Source organism: uncultured Fibrella sp., assembly GCF_964250085.1.
Lineage (GTDB): Bacteria > Bacteroidota > Bacteroidia > Cytophagales > Spirosomataceae > Fibrella.
This window is the reverse complement of the sequence record NZ_CAXUEC010000003.1, coordinates 852,737-867,341: the sequence shown is the minus strand read 5'-3', so window position 1 is coordinate 867,341 and position 14,605 is coordinate 852,737. Positions and strand designations below refer to the sequence as shown.

Sequence of the window (14,605 nt, the reverse complement as noted above, 5' to 3'; positions counted from 1 at the left end):
AAAATGATAGTACGCAGATTGGGCGGATGAAACGGATTTTTAGATTGAAAAGGGATTTGCTCTGCTTCGACCTAAAAATCCGCGAAAATCTGTTTCATCCGCTCAATCCGTGTTCCCATCAAAATCCGCCCAATCCCGATTAGCCTTTCTGGCTGAGTGGCCCGGCTTGGAGCTTGCCCTGGAGGATTGGTCGGGCATCTTTTGTTTTGTTGATTCGGGCAATGCTGCTTTCAAACTCGACGGCAACTTTATCCGCGTCGAACCGGCAGGTAACCGTTTCGTAATGAGCCGTTTCAATAAAGCGCCAGGTCATCAGAAAGGTGTTGGCATCCTGCCAGGTGCCCGTGCCGGCAATGCGCGTTTTGGTTTCGCCGGGGATAGGCGTTGGTACCAGCTTGATTGGCTTTGTCGAGAGCGTTGATTCACTTTCTGCCCAGCGGTTAATGCCGCAGGTTAGCTGATGCGTACCCTGGTCGTCGCTGAATTTTACTACGCAGTTACCCGTACCAAATGTCAGGGAAATAGCGCTGGCCTTTATGGAATTAGGGGCGAATGCGTACGTCTTCCCGCTGATGGTTGCCGCCAAGGGAGAGCTCGCCTCCATAACCGGGTATGTGAGTGCAAGGCTGCTCAGTTTCCGGATCATCGAGGCCGTTGCGGTCGGGTCGGCGGGTAAGGCACTGGCTTTGAAGGCTGGTAAAATGTTGTTCCAGACGGCATCCATCACCGCCTGCATATCGCCCGTTTCCGACGTAATCGCGATGACGGCATCTTCGTTGGGCATCACAATACAGTACTGCCCCATGGCTCCATCGCCCCGGTAAGCATCGTGCCGACAACGCCAGAACTGGTAACCGTAGCCCTGTAGCCAGTCATTTTCTTCAGCTTTCCGTTTACCGCCTGCCGATTGTATGTGCGACTGCGTTGCCTCGGCGACCCAGGCTTCAGACAGAATGCGTTTGCCGTTCCACATGCCTTTCTGGAGGTACAACTGCCCGAATTTGGCGATGTCTTCTGTATGCAGTCGGAGGCCCCAGCCGCCCGTATTGATGCCGTTCGGATCAACTTCCCAGTCGGCCCCTTCAATGCCCAGTGGCCCGAACAGGCGCGGGGTCAGGTACGTTATAACCGGCTGTCCGGTAAGCTTTTGTACAATGGCCGAGAGCATGTAGGTAGCTCCGCTATTGTATACGAAATGCGTCCCCGGTTTATGGTCAACCGGGTGGGCCAGAAAGACCTTGATCCAGTTGGTATTGCCGTTGGCGCGCATGTCGGGTGTGGGCTCTTTATCGTGTCCGGTCGACATGGTCAGCAGGTCTTTCACCCGCATAGCCGCCAGGTTTTCGCTGACCGTTGCAGGCAACTGATCGGGGAAGAACGACACCACTTTATCGTCCACGGTCAGGCGGCTTTCGGCTACGGCCAGGCCAACGGCTGTTGAGGTAAAGGCTTTGCTAAGCGAATACAGCGTGTGCTTGAGTTGAGGTGCATACGGCGCCCACCAGCCTTCGCCCACCACCTGCCCGTGCCGCACCACCATGATGCTGTGAACGTTCAGGTTTGCTTTCTCAATGGCATTGGCAAAATCGAGTAGACCGGATGGGGCTACCCCCTGGGCTGTCGGGATACTGCGTGGCAGCTTAGCCGTGCGAGTTGGCGATAACAGGTCGGCCAGCGTACCGCCTGAGTTAGCCCATCCGGTGGTGGCAACACCGAGGCCAAGGGCACCGAAGCCCAGTTGCTGTAAAAAGTGTCTGCGATTGAGATGCATCGGGGAGGAACGCGTTAAGGTTTGCCTCTCAAAGGGGTAGACAGGGCATTTTTTACTTCATATGTCGGCGGTATCAAGGCTTTTCCGCCGCTGCCTGCATGGCTTTCTTAAAGTAACGGCCCTGCCGGGTTGGCGTGTAGTTCCAGTCGCTAAAGAGCATGGGCGCCCATTGCGGATCGAACACCCAGACCACATAGGATATACCGTTGGCGCGGCAGTAGCCAGTGATCGCATCACCGTACGATTCATCGCTGATGACCGGTACATGAGCCCCTTTGTCGTCGGGTCCACAAAAGCCAACTTCGGTAAGAATGAGCGGGTATTTTTTGGCGACGAACCCCCAGTCGGCTGTCCATTGCGGTTCCCACGGTTTACTGCGTTTCATGGGGTAGGGGTGACTAACGTACCCAATGCCTGCCGCGTTGATCGGGTTATTGGCCACTTCCTTCAGGTCATATGCCCAGTTGAAACCGGCAACCAGCGGGATGGCTTTGCTGCCATTAGCCCGGATAATGGTAATGGTTTCTTCCATCAATGCCTTCCAGTCGGTCCAGCTACAGGTACCCAGCTTACCCTGCATAACGGTTGGTTCATTGAATAGCTCGAAAAAGGCAACGGTCGTATTGTCTTTGTAATGATCCGACATGGTCCGCCAGAACTCGAACGACTCCTTGTGGGTGGTTTCGTACATCGGGTTTTGGTACATTTCATTCTTCAAATTGCCGATGCTGTGCCAGTCGATGATAACGTATAGCCCCAACTCACCAGCCCAGGCCACACCCTTGTCGAGCAGCTCAAGATACTGTTTGGCCCCCCGGTTCCGCCAGGCGGTTGGATGCACCGGAAACCGGACCAGCGTTGCCCCCCAGCGTTTCATCTCCTCAAAATAGGCTTTATCCCAATGCCCGCTCTTGTCAAGCTTGTCGGGGTCGCTGGCATTTAAACCTTTGAAAACGAGTGGTTTATTATCTGCTGTAACGAACTGATTACCCTGAACATGCAGTTGGCTGAGCGGGGCTGTAGACTGGGCCAATAAGTGACCAGCTTGCAGCAGAAAAAACAGGATAAAATGACTAAGAACAGGTTTCATTGGTTGATTAAAAAGGGTTACTCAGCAAAGTGCCCCAATACGAGCTACTGCCTGTGTTGGGGCACTTCAGATAGTTTTATGTAGCGTGCTACTGATTATACCGCGTTGCCGATTTTCATTTTTACAGGGTCCCAGGTCATGACTTTTTTCTGGAACAGGCTCATGTTGCCGCATTGCGTTGGACCGCAGGCGCGCAGCCCAAACGTGGCGTCTTCGATGTTCGGTTTCTTGTCGCGTACCGAATTGAAGAAGTTGACGAAGTGTTCGTAGCGATCGCCTTTGTAATCTTTCGGGACGGTATATTTGAATTCCTTCGGCCCTTCCATTTCCGGAATTGTCGGGTATAGCTTGTTGTAGTCGGCCAGGAATAATTCCTTCTGGTCTTTCGGGAAATTGTCGATCGACATGCCGGGGGCTTTCGGGAATTTGTTTCGGTGTACCGTCAGGCTATCCCAGCCAATAGACAGGTCGCCTTCAGTACCTACAAGCCGGACCAGGTAGTTACCACCGCCGCCATCGACGAAGTTCGAGCGGGTGGTCAGGTTGAACTCAGGGTGCTCGGCCGTTTTTGGGTAGTCGTAGATACTTAACTGGATATCAGGTACGTCACGGCCGTCTTTCCAGTAGCGGGTTCCGCCGCTCGAATACACGCGGTTTGGGCCAAGCGAGCCGGTTACGGTATGGAGGCTGGTGAGCAGGTGAACGTACAGATCACCCGCAATGCCGGTGCCGTAGTCCTGGTAATTGCGCCAGCGGAAGAAACGGAGCGGATCCCACGATCGTTTGGGGGCACTGCCCAGGTACGTGTCCCAGTCAACGGTTTGCGGTGACGCATCGGGTGGAATCGAGTATTGCCAGGCGCCCATTGCGCTGTGCCGGTCGTAAATCGCTTCCGCAAAAACGAGCTCACCAATGTCGCCGGCTTTCAGCAACTCCTTCGCCTTGGCAATGATGATCGACGACGCGAACTGGCTACCCACCTGAAAAACCTTTCCCGTTTCGCTCGACACCTTGATCAGGGTGTGGCCATCCTCCACTTTTTGCACCATCGGCTTCTCGCAGTATACATGCTTGCCTTTGCGCATGGCGTCTGACGAAATTTTTTCGTGCCAATGGTCGGTGGTAGCGTTGATGACGACGTCGATGTCTGCCCGGTCGAGCAGGGTACGGTAATCTTTAGTTACGGTCAGCCCATCGCCCCAGAGCTCCTTAGCGCGGCGCAGGCGTCCGTCGTAGAGGTCACAGGCGGCTACCATCTCCACACCATCTACCTGTAGGGCCGTTTGCGTATCGCCGATGCCCATGCCACCCGTACCGATCAACGCCAGCCGGACCTTACTGTTTGCCGCCGTGCTCGCATGATTTTTAACCAGGTTGAGGTACTGCGTAGTCGGTGCTGCCCTGGCTACGTCGGTCAGCGCAACAGGGGCTGTTGCAGCCAGCCCGAGGGTTTTAAGGAACCTCCGGCGTGAGTTGGCCGACGGGTCGTTGGGGGTTTCGGGTTGTTGATCTTGGTTTTTCATCGGGTACGTTCAACTACATGAAGAGCAAATCTATTTTTTATCGAAGTAATTTAGTGCCCATACATACTCTGTACAAGGCCATTGGTCTATAAATCATCAATTCGTGTTATGGCTGAGCCAGTGCCCCTCGGCAACTCCGACTTATTACTTGAGTTGTTACGCTACCCGATGCCATTCGGTAAGTACAAAGGGCGGCTGCTTCGGGAACTGCCAATGGCGTACCTGGAGTGGTTTGCCCACAAAGGCTTTCCGCCGGGTAAGCTGGGTACGTTGCTGCAAACGCTCTATGAGATCAGGCTGAACGGACTGGATTATCTGCTTGATGAATTACAGAAAACGCACCGATAGGCTGACGGTAATTGACGATTGGCCTATAGCCGCACCAGTTTCCCCCTTTGTTGCGGCCGTGCCGACTTATTCTGCAACAGAAGGACGCTCCTGAACGCAACCGATCATACTACCGGGGCTGGGCGCGGGCTGCTACTGTTTTGTTGTATTCGGTCAGACAGGTATTGAGTGGCTTGCCCTGATTATGAATACAATCGCAAAATGTAGCGCAAGCTTCGGGGTTGGCGCTATCCTTGCACTTCTGCTGACAGTCGCCAATTGTATTGAATGGTTTTATCTCAAAAACGGTAAAGATCAGTAAGGCTACCATAACGACAGTGGCAAAAACACCCCCGAAAAAAGCAATGGGAAACTTGTTGCTCATTGCGCTTTTTTGCGGTACCTGACCAGATACTGCCGGGAGCTCAACCGGGAAGATGTATTTTAATCGGTCGTAATGCCAGCAGAGCAGGTACAAATTTGCCAGCACCATCAGGGGAGACGTCAGAAGAGACCCATCGAAACGTACAGCGAGCGAGAGGATACAGATATTTAAAATGATCGGGAAATAAAGTACTGCGCCAAGGAGAACTGTCCTGGGAATTAGTAAAAGAATAGCGGCCATTACCTGCGCAAAACCGATAAAAGTGTAGTAATAGCCTGTGTGGTGAAGCGCTTCCAGGTAATTACCCATTGGGTGGTTGACGGATAAGGACGTAAAGCGCTCTCCCATAATTTTCACGAGACCCGACGGTAAAAAACCCGCAGCCAGAGCGATACGAACAAAAACGGTAAAATACTGAAGCCATCTGTTCTGCCTTGCCTCAAGATGTAGACGGTCGAGCTGGGTAGAAAGGCGCATTGATTGAGCGTACGTTTTATTGTATTGAAAGTACTTTGTTTAGCAAAGTAAATAACTATTCTGTTATAAACTACCCATATCTGGTATTCATTCGATCAAATCAGGTTGGATCAGAACCTGATTCTACTTCCGTAATCAGGTAGCCCACGGCATTGTGGGTGGGAACGGCGGCTAGCTCAGCCCAGAGTGCATATTGTCGGGTAAACGAGGCCCCATAATAAAAGATGAGCGAGCAGTAAAATACGAGTAGCAACACCAGCGTAATCGTGCCTGAACGCCCATGAACAGCCTGCATTTGCTGATCGGTGAGCAAAGTTGTTAGTACAGCTTCGCCGATGGTAAACAGCACGCCGGTGACAAATGAGCCAACCCAAATAGCTTTCCAACGGATGTGGAGGTCTGGCAAATACTTGAATAAGAGCGCAAACCAGCAGGTTAGGGTAAATACAGATACAAGGTACCGGACTACCGCACCAGTCAACGCCGACGCTGTAACGGGCATATTGGCTGACGCCGCAGCAGGCAACTCGGCCAGTCGATTCACGGCGATCGAGATGGTAACCAAAAAACCCGTTGCAACGATGATTGCCAGCGCTATGCCCCTGCTCCGTAAAAAGCGCAGCGGAGTTGAGTGCGCTTTGATTTTAATGCTCCAAAGTTGGTTCAGTGAGTTTTTCATCACGTCGAACAGCGTCGTAGAGGCTATCAGGAGAATGGCGATACTGACGAGCATCAACCAGCCGTCGTTCTTCTGGGGTTCAAGGTGCTGGGAAATGTCCTGAAGTTGTCGGGCACTCCGGGTGCCGAGTAACTCTGCCAGTTGCTGAAACAGCCGCCCATTGACTGCCTGTTGATAGTCGTTGAACAACAGGCTCAGGACCTGACTTACGATGATAACGATAGGAGGGAGCGCGAAAAAGGCGAAAAAGGCGGTTGCTCCGGCCATCCGGATCGGGTCATTGCTTTTCAGGGTAGCGAAAGCCTGCCTGAATAGTCGCAAAAAGGAAACGAGTTGTTTCAAGGGGCCATGACACTGTTGAATGCACTTAACGGCCTGTACAACGCATAGGTTTACAGTTGGTGTTATTTGTTTGTAACCAGTTACTTGTATGCTGACTGGATGTATAAACGAAACTTGTTAATTGGGTTCTTATTGGTGGTAAAATTGACCGGATAGTAAAGTTGGAGGTCGCTTAAAAGCAACTACCATACTTTGTAGGCTCAATTGACAGTCAATGCGAAAGGCCACTTTATGGCTAACTGAGGTACAGGGCGCTGCGCATCTGATACCAACATTAGCTTTATTGAAGTTGACCAGAACGACTTCAATTGGCCATAGCTTACTAACCATCCACATCACCCATGAGCCAGATTTTTAGTCCACTTTTGTTCGCAAAAGAAACAGCAACGCGTAGGAGGTACTTGAATACATCTGTATTTACGCTCCTGTTAATATTCACAAGCTGCAAACAGAATTCCCAGGATCAGGGAGCAGATCCACAGTCGGCTAATTCAACTACTACACTACTTATCAATGGCCACAACCAGACCAATCAGGCCCGTTTAATTTTAGTTAGTTTAACCACTGAAGTTGTTAATTCAACGAAGAAAAGTGTTCTCGTTGGTCGATGCCTGAAGTTTACTACCAGTTATGGCGCTGATCTCGACAATGCAATTAATGCCGCCTTTTATGAAATTGATCAAAAAGGAAATGAATTAAGTGATAAGGATATGGTCTCTTTTTTTGAAGACCGTTTAAAAATAGTTACTGGGTTTCAGGCAGGCGTAGATATTCCACAGCAGCAATTAATTGCTATGCTGAAAGCAGGACAAATTGACTTGTTGGCGTACGAAACTAAAAGTAATCCTATTGAAGACTTTATCGTCAGTCTGGTGTCGAGTCCAGCTTACGCCAAAGATGATAAACTAGATAAAATATTAAATGATATTGTCAAAGGGGCCGTTAATCAGGTTAAAGGTTGTTTTGGCGGCACCAGCACAAAATGTGTCAAGTCGATTAAAGACTTAGCAAAAGCCACTGGGAATTTATGGGATTACATCGCTGATGAAGTTGGTAAAGCGATGAACCCAGACAAGCCAAATAATGCGGGTGATGTGTACAACAATTTGCAGAATTCACCATCATCAAACTCGGGTGGCAATTCACAACAGACATCGCCCTCGCCAAGCGGGGGCTCATATGGTGAGCCACACATCACTACGATGGACGGGCTCCATTATGATTTTCAGGGGTTTGGCGAATTTATAGCCGTAAAATCCACCACTGACGCATTTGAGATTCAGGCGCGTCAGCAGGAAATTGAGCCGTATCGGAATGGAAAAGTAACGATGAACACGGCTTTAGCGGTTAACACAGGTAGTGATGTTATCTGCCTGTTTCCAACGGAAGTGTACATAAATAAACAGCGCTACACATTTACATTATCCGGGCAACGTGATTTTACGCTCAAACAGGGAAGTGCAACATTGTCTAATAATTTCTTCACTATTCAGTCGCCGACGAACGATGTTATCCGCGTGAATATACAAAATTTAGGAGCTGGTTTTCTTGACTATAAGGTTACATTAAGTGAGGCCAGAAAAGGAAAAGTGAAAGGCTTGCTGGGTAATTTTGACGGTAATTCAACAAACGATGTGCAAACTCAGGACGGAAAAGCTGTAAATCCGTTTGTTCGCTCAGAGATGTATCCTGATTACGCAAATAGCTGGAGAATAAGTGATGCTAATTCACTGTTTGAGTACCCTGCCGGAAAAAAAACTGCCGATTATACAAAAGTTGATTACCCCAAACTAGCTACAGATATTGAGGCAACGTTACGTACCTGGGCCGAAGGTGTATGTCGTACAAGTGGTATTACGGATGAGCCTTATTTTTCTGCCTGTGTCATGGACGTAGCCCTGGCTGGTTCTGACAGGTATTCGATCAGTGCCCTGGGAGCTGAGGAAAATAAATTACGCCTGAACAGCTTTGATATCAATCAATTTACTTCATTCACCGAATTAGGGTTGACGCCTCATGGAACGGCAGTAATTGATAAAGGGCTTTTATACCTGACAAAGCCGACCGGTGCAGCGGCGGTGTATCAGAAGTATAAAGTAGACATCAGTAATGGATTTGAAGTAAACATCGATTTTTCATTTACAGACGCGGGTGGGCAACTTGACGCAAAAGGTGAAATTGGGGCAGATGGAATTGCCTTTATCATCCAGGACTATAATAGTAAGCTCGTGCCGCCTTCATCAGGCCAGGGATTGGGGTATAATGGCCTGCCACGTAGCCTGGCTATTGAGTTCGATACCTACACCAATGCCGGACAGGATTCGCCAGACGCCGATATTTGGCTCAATACACAAGGGATAAACCCTAACTCAGTCGACGACGCCAGAACCCTTATAAAGCCCCAAACCAGGCCAATAGCCAACCTGGTGGATGGTAAAATGCATAAATCGGTGATCCGGTACACGAAGAAGGCCGCTACTACCTACAAACTTGAAGTATTCGTAGATGGTGATCCGATTCCCTACCTCACAGCCGACAACATAAATATCCAAAATACAATCGGTGCTTATGGATCAGGGGTTTATTTGGGCTTGGCGGCTGCAACAGCCGGGGGATACGAAAACCACATTATCCATCGCTGGGCCTTCAAACCGCTGTAAGCAGCTTTAACCGCATTTGAACGTACCTGATACAACTGATCAGACTTGGTCTGCTTCGTATCGGGGCGGGTAAGTGCAACCGGGGGGATGCCTTTATCAGTCATGCGGATTTACCGTGTAGACTGATCATCCCAATCCATGACTGCTTCGTTAGTTTCGTTTTCATGCCTCATTACGTCGCTGCTTGTTCTGGGTAGCCCAGGTACGTATGCTGGACATGTACCTCCTGCCAAACAAATTTCGGCCGTTAAGCGGTCAATCAAACCGACGGATGTGAAGTTGCCGACGGGTTTTTCTGCGACTATCGTGGCGGAAGAACTGGGTGCGGCGCGGCATATCGTCGTGAGTAAAACCGGCGATATTTACGTGAAACTCGCCCAGCTAAAAGACGGTAAAGGTATTTATCGACTGCGCGACACCAACAAAGACGGAGTCGTCGATGAGCGGGTCGGCTTTGGGGATTACCCCGGAACTGGTCTGTTTATGAATGGCGGCTACCTGTATGCTTCGTCCAATAATAGCATTTATCGTTACAAACTGACTGACAACCAGGAAGTACTGAATCCAGATAAACCAGAAAGGCTTGTCTCCGGGCTGCGGGAAAAAGACCGCGATAAGTCAAAATCAATTGCCGTTGATAACCAGGGAAATATCTACGTAAACATCGCGTCGGACAATGACCGGTGCCGGGTGGCCGGTACAGGCAAAGGCATGATGCCCTGCCCGTTGCTGGATTCGGCGGCGGGTATCTGGCGGTTCAAAACCAACGTACCTGACCAGTCGTTTTCGAGCGGTGTGCGGTACGCCACCGGTCTGAAAAACGTGGTTGGGCTCGACTGGAATACGAAGACCAACTCGCTCTTTGTGATGCAGCACGGCCGGGGCAGTTTCGACGATTTTTACCCGCAATACTATACGCCTCAGCAAAGTGCCGAATTGCCGGCCGAAACTATGTACGAGCTTCATCAGGGCGATGATGCTGGCTGGCCCTATGTGTATTACGACCACATCCAGAAGAAAAAAACCCTGGCCCCCGAATATGGCGGTGATGGCAAGAAAACGGGCACCGCCAACACGATCGATCCGCTGGCGGCTTTTCCGGCCCATATGGGTCCCAACGGACTGTTGTTTTATACCGGCACTGCCTTCCCCGAACGCTATCGAAATGGGGCCTTTATTGCGTTTCACGGTCAGTCGCAGGCGCTGCACAAAGGGTATCTGATTGGGTTTGTGCCGTTTAAAAACGGGAAGCCCGCTGGCCCCTGGGAAATCTTCGCCGACAATTTTGCAGGGACAGATCTGGTGAAACCCACTGGTCCTGTGCAGCATAGACCGTGTGGCCTGGCGCAAGGCCCCGACGGGTCACTGTATGTGACGGATGATTTGAATGGTACATTGTTCAGGATCAGCTACCGGCAGCAGACGTCGGCCAGGAAAGGGAAAACGTCGTCCAGAAAGTAGCATAAACCCTCCGTACCCTCATTTCTCTGGTCAGAAAACCGACTTTCTGCCTTGTTTCTGGTAGTAGTTTCTCAGGTCAGTACGAATCATAAACAGACACTGCGATGAGTGAAAAGAAAGGAGTGGAGGACGTAGGACTGCGCATTCAGGCGGTGAATTGTACCGTAGATGATGCCTTCAGGGATCGGATAACACAGGCGCTGACCAAGCTTCGGCGCTATTACAGCGGAGACCTGATTACGGCCGACATCATTCTGCGTGAGGAAGCACATGGAAATCCGGGAGCTAAATCGTTGCGGATCAGTCTGGGTATTCCCGGCACGGATATTTTCGCCGAAGACGATGGCGAAAACTGGGATACGATGCTATCGACCGTGACGGGTAAACTCAAGCATCAGCTTGAACGGAACTTTACCAATTCCCAGCATAGCTATCGACAGTCGTAGCATCCTTCCAGCATAACCGGAGGCTACATCTTCGAACAGTGTCAGGTAGGCCCGATTTCCAAGAGATAACCTACTGACACTGTTCGGGGATGTACTTTTTATGCCCCGTGCAATGCCTGCTGTACCTTCTCAAGGAAAGCAGGCACTTTCTGGCGGGGATCGCCTTTGCCGAGCGTTTCGATGGGCAGATACCCGCGATACCCCGACTCCCGAACGATACGGACAATCCTGCTCAGGTCGGTTGGTACTTCCTGCCCATCGACAAACAGGTTTTCTTTCAGTTGCCAGGTGGCTGCCTTCGGCGCTACTTTGGCTATTTCGGCGTAGGGGTCACCGATCTTGAAACTACCAATGTCAAGGTTTGGCGCGAGCCAGTCGGAGTTGACCCGCTTCAGAATATCGAGTACCTGATCGCCTGTTTCGATGAAATCGGCGTGATTCTGCAAGACCAGGAGAACACCCTGTTGGGCGGCGTAACTGACGCACTCGCCGATCGCATCAACCACCCAGTTGGTCACCTCTTCGCGGGTGTGGCCTTCAGGTACGTTCTTACCCGCGAAGAGGCGGAGCACTGGCGCGCCAAGTTTAGCGGCAAAGCCAATCCACTGTCGAACCAGTTTGATTTCGGCTTGTCGGTGGGTGGGGTCCGGTAGGGTAAAGTCGTTGCGTATGCCCGTTCCGCTAATATCGAGCCCCAGCCGGAACGCCTTCCGCTTAATCAGGTACGTATAGCTATCGTCGGGCAGCACCGGATAGCCAGGGAAGTAATAGGCTGTTGGGTCAACCGCCGCAAAACCCGTATCCGCGCAAAACGTGAGCACCTCTTCGAGCGTCATGGTCTTGTTTACCAGCGGCTCATTGAACGAATACAGGTTGCAACTCAGCCGAACCCGTTCGGACTTTATCGGTGCCACGCTGGCCGTAAAAGCCATTGGTGAACCCACAACAGTTGCCGCCAGCGGTACGCCTATTGTTGCCGTTTTGATAAATGACCGGCGGTTTTGCGGAGACTTATTCATGCGTGTATGGGCTATTATTTGCGGCCGGCGATCAGAATTTTTGTTCGTCGAATTTGCCTTGTTGCCTTATACTGAAGCCGTTCATTGTACAACATCCAGCCGCCAAGTGCGCCGATGGTACTGCCAATCAGAATGTCGAAGAAACGGGCAATGATGAGCGAGGTGGGGTCTATAGTTAAAGACCTGCCTGATTCGGCCAGGAATATAGTGAGTACGGTGATGAAAATAACGGCGATGCCATAATTGCGTACAACCAGGAACTCGACTACCAACTGCAGTCCAATTACGCTCAGGCACAGGACCAGCAGGGAGGGTTGTAGCAGCAGGATCAGCCAGGTGATGCCCAGCCCAATGAACGTGCCGACGATCCGTTGAATGCTGCGTTGCCAGATGTGGCGGGTGCTCATGCCCTGCATCACGGCGGCACAGGAAGTAGGTGCCCAATAGGGGTTTTCGAGCGTCAGCAGGTTCGCGATGAGTAAGGCAAGGCCAACCATAGAACCAAAGGTTACCGACTCGACAAGGTTTACATATTTGCTCTTTGCTATGTTTATCGATTGATTATCAACAGGTTGATTTCTGAGTGTTAGCAGGCTGTAGATCAGTCCCAGGGCAAAGGAGATCATAGTGCCAATGCCGATGAAGCCGATATGCTGAGGAATTGATTCCGGCTTGAAGGGCATGCAAATGGCGACCGAGGCAATCATAATAAAGAAAAAGTTGCCTGGTGGACGAGTCATTTTTAAGTAATAAAGGCCCAGATGCACGGTAAACGCATACAGGCCAAGCACCAGCGGGGCAAGCAACGGATTGAAACTGAAGAGGCTACCCACGGCAAACGAAACCATGATCCCGAAGGAACAGGCCATGAGTATAATGAGTCGGTTGGCGATGCTGAGCGAGTGAATGTAGAGAATGACCAGTCCGGCCATTGATGCCAGTTTTCCACCCGCCAGCGCCCCGGTAAAGTAACCTGCCAGAATAGGGATTCCAACGCTCAGACCCGCCAAGACGGGGATATGCCATTTTCTATCTGTTTCCCTGAATTCTAAAAGTTGCTTCAACATGCTACTGCCAGTTCGATTCCGGTCGGGAATGTAAACCTTTATAAATCTCGATGCGTATGGATGGGCGCTTTATTGATTGTGTGAGCGCACTTATAGCTTCGTGCTACGTACCTGACTAAGCCACCCCCAGGCAACGTACCTACAATTTACACCCGAATGTAGATTTTGCGGCGGTCGAGGAACCAGCCTACGCTCCAGCAGAGGAGCATGAAGACAAGCGCGAAAAGCAATGAACCCACTGGACCGGGAGCGAGCGACTGAAACATATGGATGCCAATCCAACTGATCAACGATTCGCCGCCACCCGCCGGAATCATGTAGCCGATGATGACCAGCACTTCGGAAAGCAGGTAAATGAAAAGCGGATTCTTGCCCGGAATGACAAAAAACTGCGTCCAGTTGGCCTTAGTCCACTGGCTGATCTCGATGGTGTAGATGAGTGTGGCGAGTATGGTCAGGTCGAGGCCGGTGGTTAGCAGGACAAATGAACTGGTCCAGAGTTTCTTGTTGATGGGGAACACCAGATCCCAGCAGAGGGCTAGAAAAATCAGGGTAGCTCCTGCCAGTAGCAATTTCGCTACGCTTTCGTAGTTCTTACCAATACGCTGCACGAATGTACCTGCGTAGTAGCCGATGATGACATTGACAATGGCGGGCAGGGTGCTCAGCAATCCTTCGGGGTCAAACGCCACACCGCCATTACCGTGGTACAAATGCGCGTCGCCGATCAGAAACCGGTCGAGGCGACGCACGGCATTACCCAGTAAGCTGAGCGGATCGGCCTGGTCTCCCCAACCCAGCAGCATAAGCCAGTAGCCAACCAGAAAACTGACGCTGAGCCAGAAAATGGTTCGCGTCGAAAAGAAATACACCATCAGCGAGGCTAGCCCGTAACAAACCCCGATGCGCTGCAATACGCCCCAGATTCGGGTATCGCTGATGGGAAAGCCCAGCACTTCACCCGACTCGCTGAGCCGGAAAAACGGGAACCAGTACATCAGGTAACCAAGCAGGAAAATAAGCGCTGTTCGCCGGGCGATTTTACCCAGCACCGCCGACGTACCCAGCCCGCCGTACTTTTTCATGGCAAAGCTCATGGCATTGCCAACGGCGAACAGAAACGATGGAAATACCAGATCGGTAGGGGTGAAGCCGTGCCACTCCGCGTGGTTTAGCGGAGAAAACGACGCCGAGCCAGCCCCCGGCGTATTCACCACAATCATGAAACAAACGGTCAGGCCCCGGAATACGTCCAGCGATAGAAATCGGTCGTCGGTGTTACGTACTGCCTGTGATGTAGGTGAGATGGTGTAGTCTTCCACGGTAGGGTAGGTAAAGTGAATGTGCAGTCACAAAAG

The 14,605-nt window shown here is 51.1% G+C and carries 12 protein-coding genes; 4 read left to right on the top strand and 8 right to left on the bottom strand.

Going from position 1 to position 14,605, the window contains the following annotated elements; genetic code table 11:
- Positions 1–139 precede the first annotated feature (139 nt).
- The 3 genes from ACFE8Q_RS13235 to ACFE8Q_RS13225 all read right to left on the bottom strand — a co-directional run bounded on the left by ACFE8Q_RS13235 (position 140) and on the right by ACFE8Q_RS13225 (position 4,384).
- The gene (locus ACFE8Q_RS13235; protein WP_375445867.1) at positions 140–1,771 is read right to left on the bottom strand and encodes a serine hydrolase domain-containing protein; all 1,632 of its coding nucleotides are present in this window, start codon (positions 1,769–1,771) and stop codon (positions 140–142) included.
- 73 nt (positions 1,772–1,844) lie between these two features.
- Positions 1,845–2,861 (bottom strand): glycoside hydrolase family 5 protein, encoded by a 1,017-nt coding sequence (locus ACFE8Q_RS13230; protein WP_375445866.1) that lies wholly within the window; start codon positions 2,859–2,861, stop codon positions 1,845–1,847.
- Positions 2,862–2,956: 95 nt separating this feature from the next.
- On the bottom strand, positions 2,957–4,384 hold the full coding sequence (locus ACFE8Q_RS13225) for a Gfo/Idh/MocA family protein (protein ID WP_375445865.1): 1,428 nt from the start codon (positions 4,382–4,384) through the stop codon (positions 2,957–2,959).
- 108 nt (positions 4,385–4,492) lie between these two features.
- On the opposite strand from ACFE8Q_RS13225, the gene ACFE8Q_RS13220 reads away from it, so the two are divergent.
- Positions 4,493–4,732, top strand: a complete 240-nt coding sequence (locus tag ACFE8Q_RS13220; RefSeq protein ID WP_375445864.1) for a DUF3820 family protein — start codon at positions 4,493–4,495, stop codon at positions 4,730–4,732.
- A 109-nt stretch (positions 4,733–4,841) separates the two neighbouring features.
- Here the strand turns inward: ACFE8Q_RS13220 and ACFE8Q_RS13215 are convergent, their stop codons facing one another.
- Together ACFE8Q_RS13215 and ACFE8Q_RS13210 are read right to left on the bottom strand one after the other, a co-directional pair.
- Positions 4,842–5,573, bottom strand: a complete 732-nt coding sequence (locus ACFE8Q_RS13215) for a DoxX family protein (RefSeq protein ID WP_375445863.1) — start codon at positions 5,571–5,573, stop codon at positions 4,842–4,844.
- A 100-nt stretch (positions 5,574–5,673) separates the two neighbouring features.
- On the bottom strand, positions 5,674–6,594 hold the full coding sequence (locus ACFE8Q_RS13210; protein ID WP_375445862.1) for a YihY/virulence factor BrkB family protein: 921 nt from the start codon (positions 6,592–6,594) through the stop codon (positions 5,674–5,676).
- Positions 6,595–6,935: 341 nt separating this feature from the next.
- Between ACFE8Q_RS13210 and ACFE8Q_RS13205 the strand changes: the two genes are divergently transcribed.
- From ACFE8Q_RS13205 to ACFE8Q_RS13195, 3 genes are all read left to right on the top strand, one after another.
- Complete coding sequence (locus tag ACFE8Q_RS13205) at positions 6,936–9,254, top strand: VWD domain-containing protein (protein ID WP_375445861.1); 2,319 nt, start codon at positions 6,936–6,938, stop codon at positions 9,252–9,254.
- A gap of 138 nt (positions 9,255–9,392) precedes the next feature.
- Complete coding sequence (locus ACFE8Q_RS13200; protein ID WP_375445860.1) at positions 9,393–10,715, top strand: PQQ-dependent sugar dehydrogenase; 1,323 nt, start codon at positions 9,393–9,395, stop codon at positions 10,713–10,715.
- A 104-nt stretch (positions 10,716–10,819) separates the two neighbouring features.
- Positions 10,820–11,161 (top strand): HPF/RaiA family ribosome-associated protein, encoded by a 342-nt coding sequence (locus ACFE8Q_RS13195; protein ID WP_375445859.1) that lies wholly within the window; start codon positions 10,820–10,822, stop codon positions 11,159–11,161.
- A 98-nt stretch (positions 11,162–11,259) separates the two neighbouring features.
- Here ACFE8Q_RS13195 and ACFE8Q_RS13190 read toward each other — a convergent pair whose 3' ends face one another.
- From ACFE8Q_RS13190 to ACFE8Q_RS13180, 3 genes are all read right to left on the bottom strand, one after another.
- Entirely contained in the window at positions 11,260–12,180 is a 921-nt protein-coding gene (locus ACFE8Q_RS13190) for a sugar phosphate isomerase/epimerase family protein (protein ID WP_375445858.1), read from the bottom strand.
- A gap of 14 nt (positions 12,181–12,194) precedes the next feature.
- Entirely contained in the window at positions 12,195–13,247 is a 1,053-nt protein-coding gene (locus ACFE8Q_RS13185) for an FUSC family protein (protein WP_375445857.1), read from the bottom strand.
- Positions 13,248–13,393: 146 nt separating this feature from the next.
- Positions 13,394–14,569 (bottom strand): acyltransferase family protein, encoded by a 1,176-nt coding sequence (locus tag ACFE8Q_RS13180; RefSeq protein WP_375445856.1) that lies wholly within the window; start codon positions 14,567–14,569, stop codon positions 13,394–13,396.
- Between the last annotated feature and the right edge of the window lie 36 nt (positions 14,570–14,605).

What these genes read in the sequence shown, in the direction of transcription:
- ACFE8Q_RS13235 (WP_375445867.1), bottom strand. Translation starts at nt 1,771, where the DNA reads ATGCATCTCAATCGCAGACACTTTTTACAGCAACTGGGCTTCGGTGCC.
- ACFE8Q_RS13230 (WP_375445866.1), bottom strand. Translation starts at nt 2,861, where the DNA reads ATGAAACCTGTTCTTAGTCATTTTATCCTGTTTTTTCTGCTGCAAGCT.
- ACFE8Q_RS13225 (WP_375445865.1), bottom strand. Translation starts at nt 4,384, where the DNA reads ATGAAAAACCAAGATCAACAACCCGAAACCCCCAACGACCCGTCGGCC.
- ACFE8Q_RS13220 (WP_375445864.1), top strand. Translation starts at nt 4,493, where the DNA reads ATGGCTGAGCCAGTGCCCCTCGGCAACTCCGACTTATTACTTGAGTTG.
- ACFE8Q_RS13215 (WP_375445863.1), bottom strand. Translation starts at nt 5,573, where the DNA reads ATGCGCCTTTCTACCCAGCTCGACCGTCTACATCTTGAGGCAAGGCAG.
- ACFE8Q_RS13205 (WP_375445861.1), top strand. Translation starts at nt 6,936, where the DNA reads ATGAGCCAGATTTTTAGTCCACTTTTGTTCGCAAAAGAAACAGCAACG.
- ACFE8Q_RS13200 (WP_375445860.1), top strand. Translation starts at nt 9,393, where the DNA reads ATGACTGCTTCGTTAGTTTCGTTTTCATGCCTCATTACGTCGCTGCTT.
- ACFE8Q_RS13195 (WP_375445859.1), top strand. Translation starts at nt 10,820, where the DNA reads ATGAGTGAAAAGAAAGGAGTGGAGGACGTAGGACTGCGCATTCAGGCG.
- ACFE8Q_RS13190 (WP_375445858.1), bottom strand. Translation starts at nt 12,180, where the DNA reads ATGAATAAGTCTCCGCAAAACCGCCGGTCATTTATCAAAACGGCAACA.
- ACFE8Q_RS13185 (WP_375445857.1), bottom strand. Translation starts at nt 13,247, where the DNA reads ATGTTGAAGCAACTTTTAGAATTCAGGGAAACAGATAGAAAATGGCAT.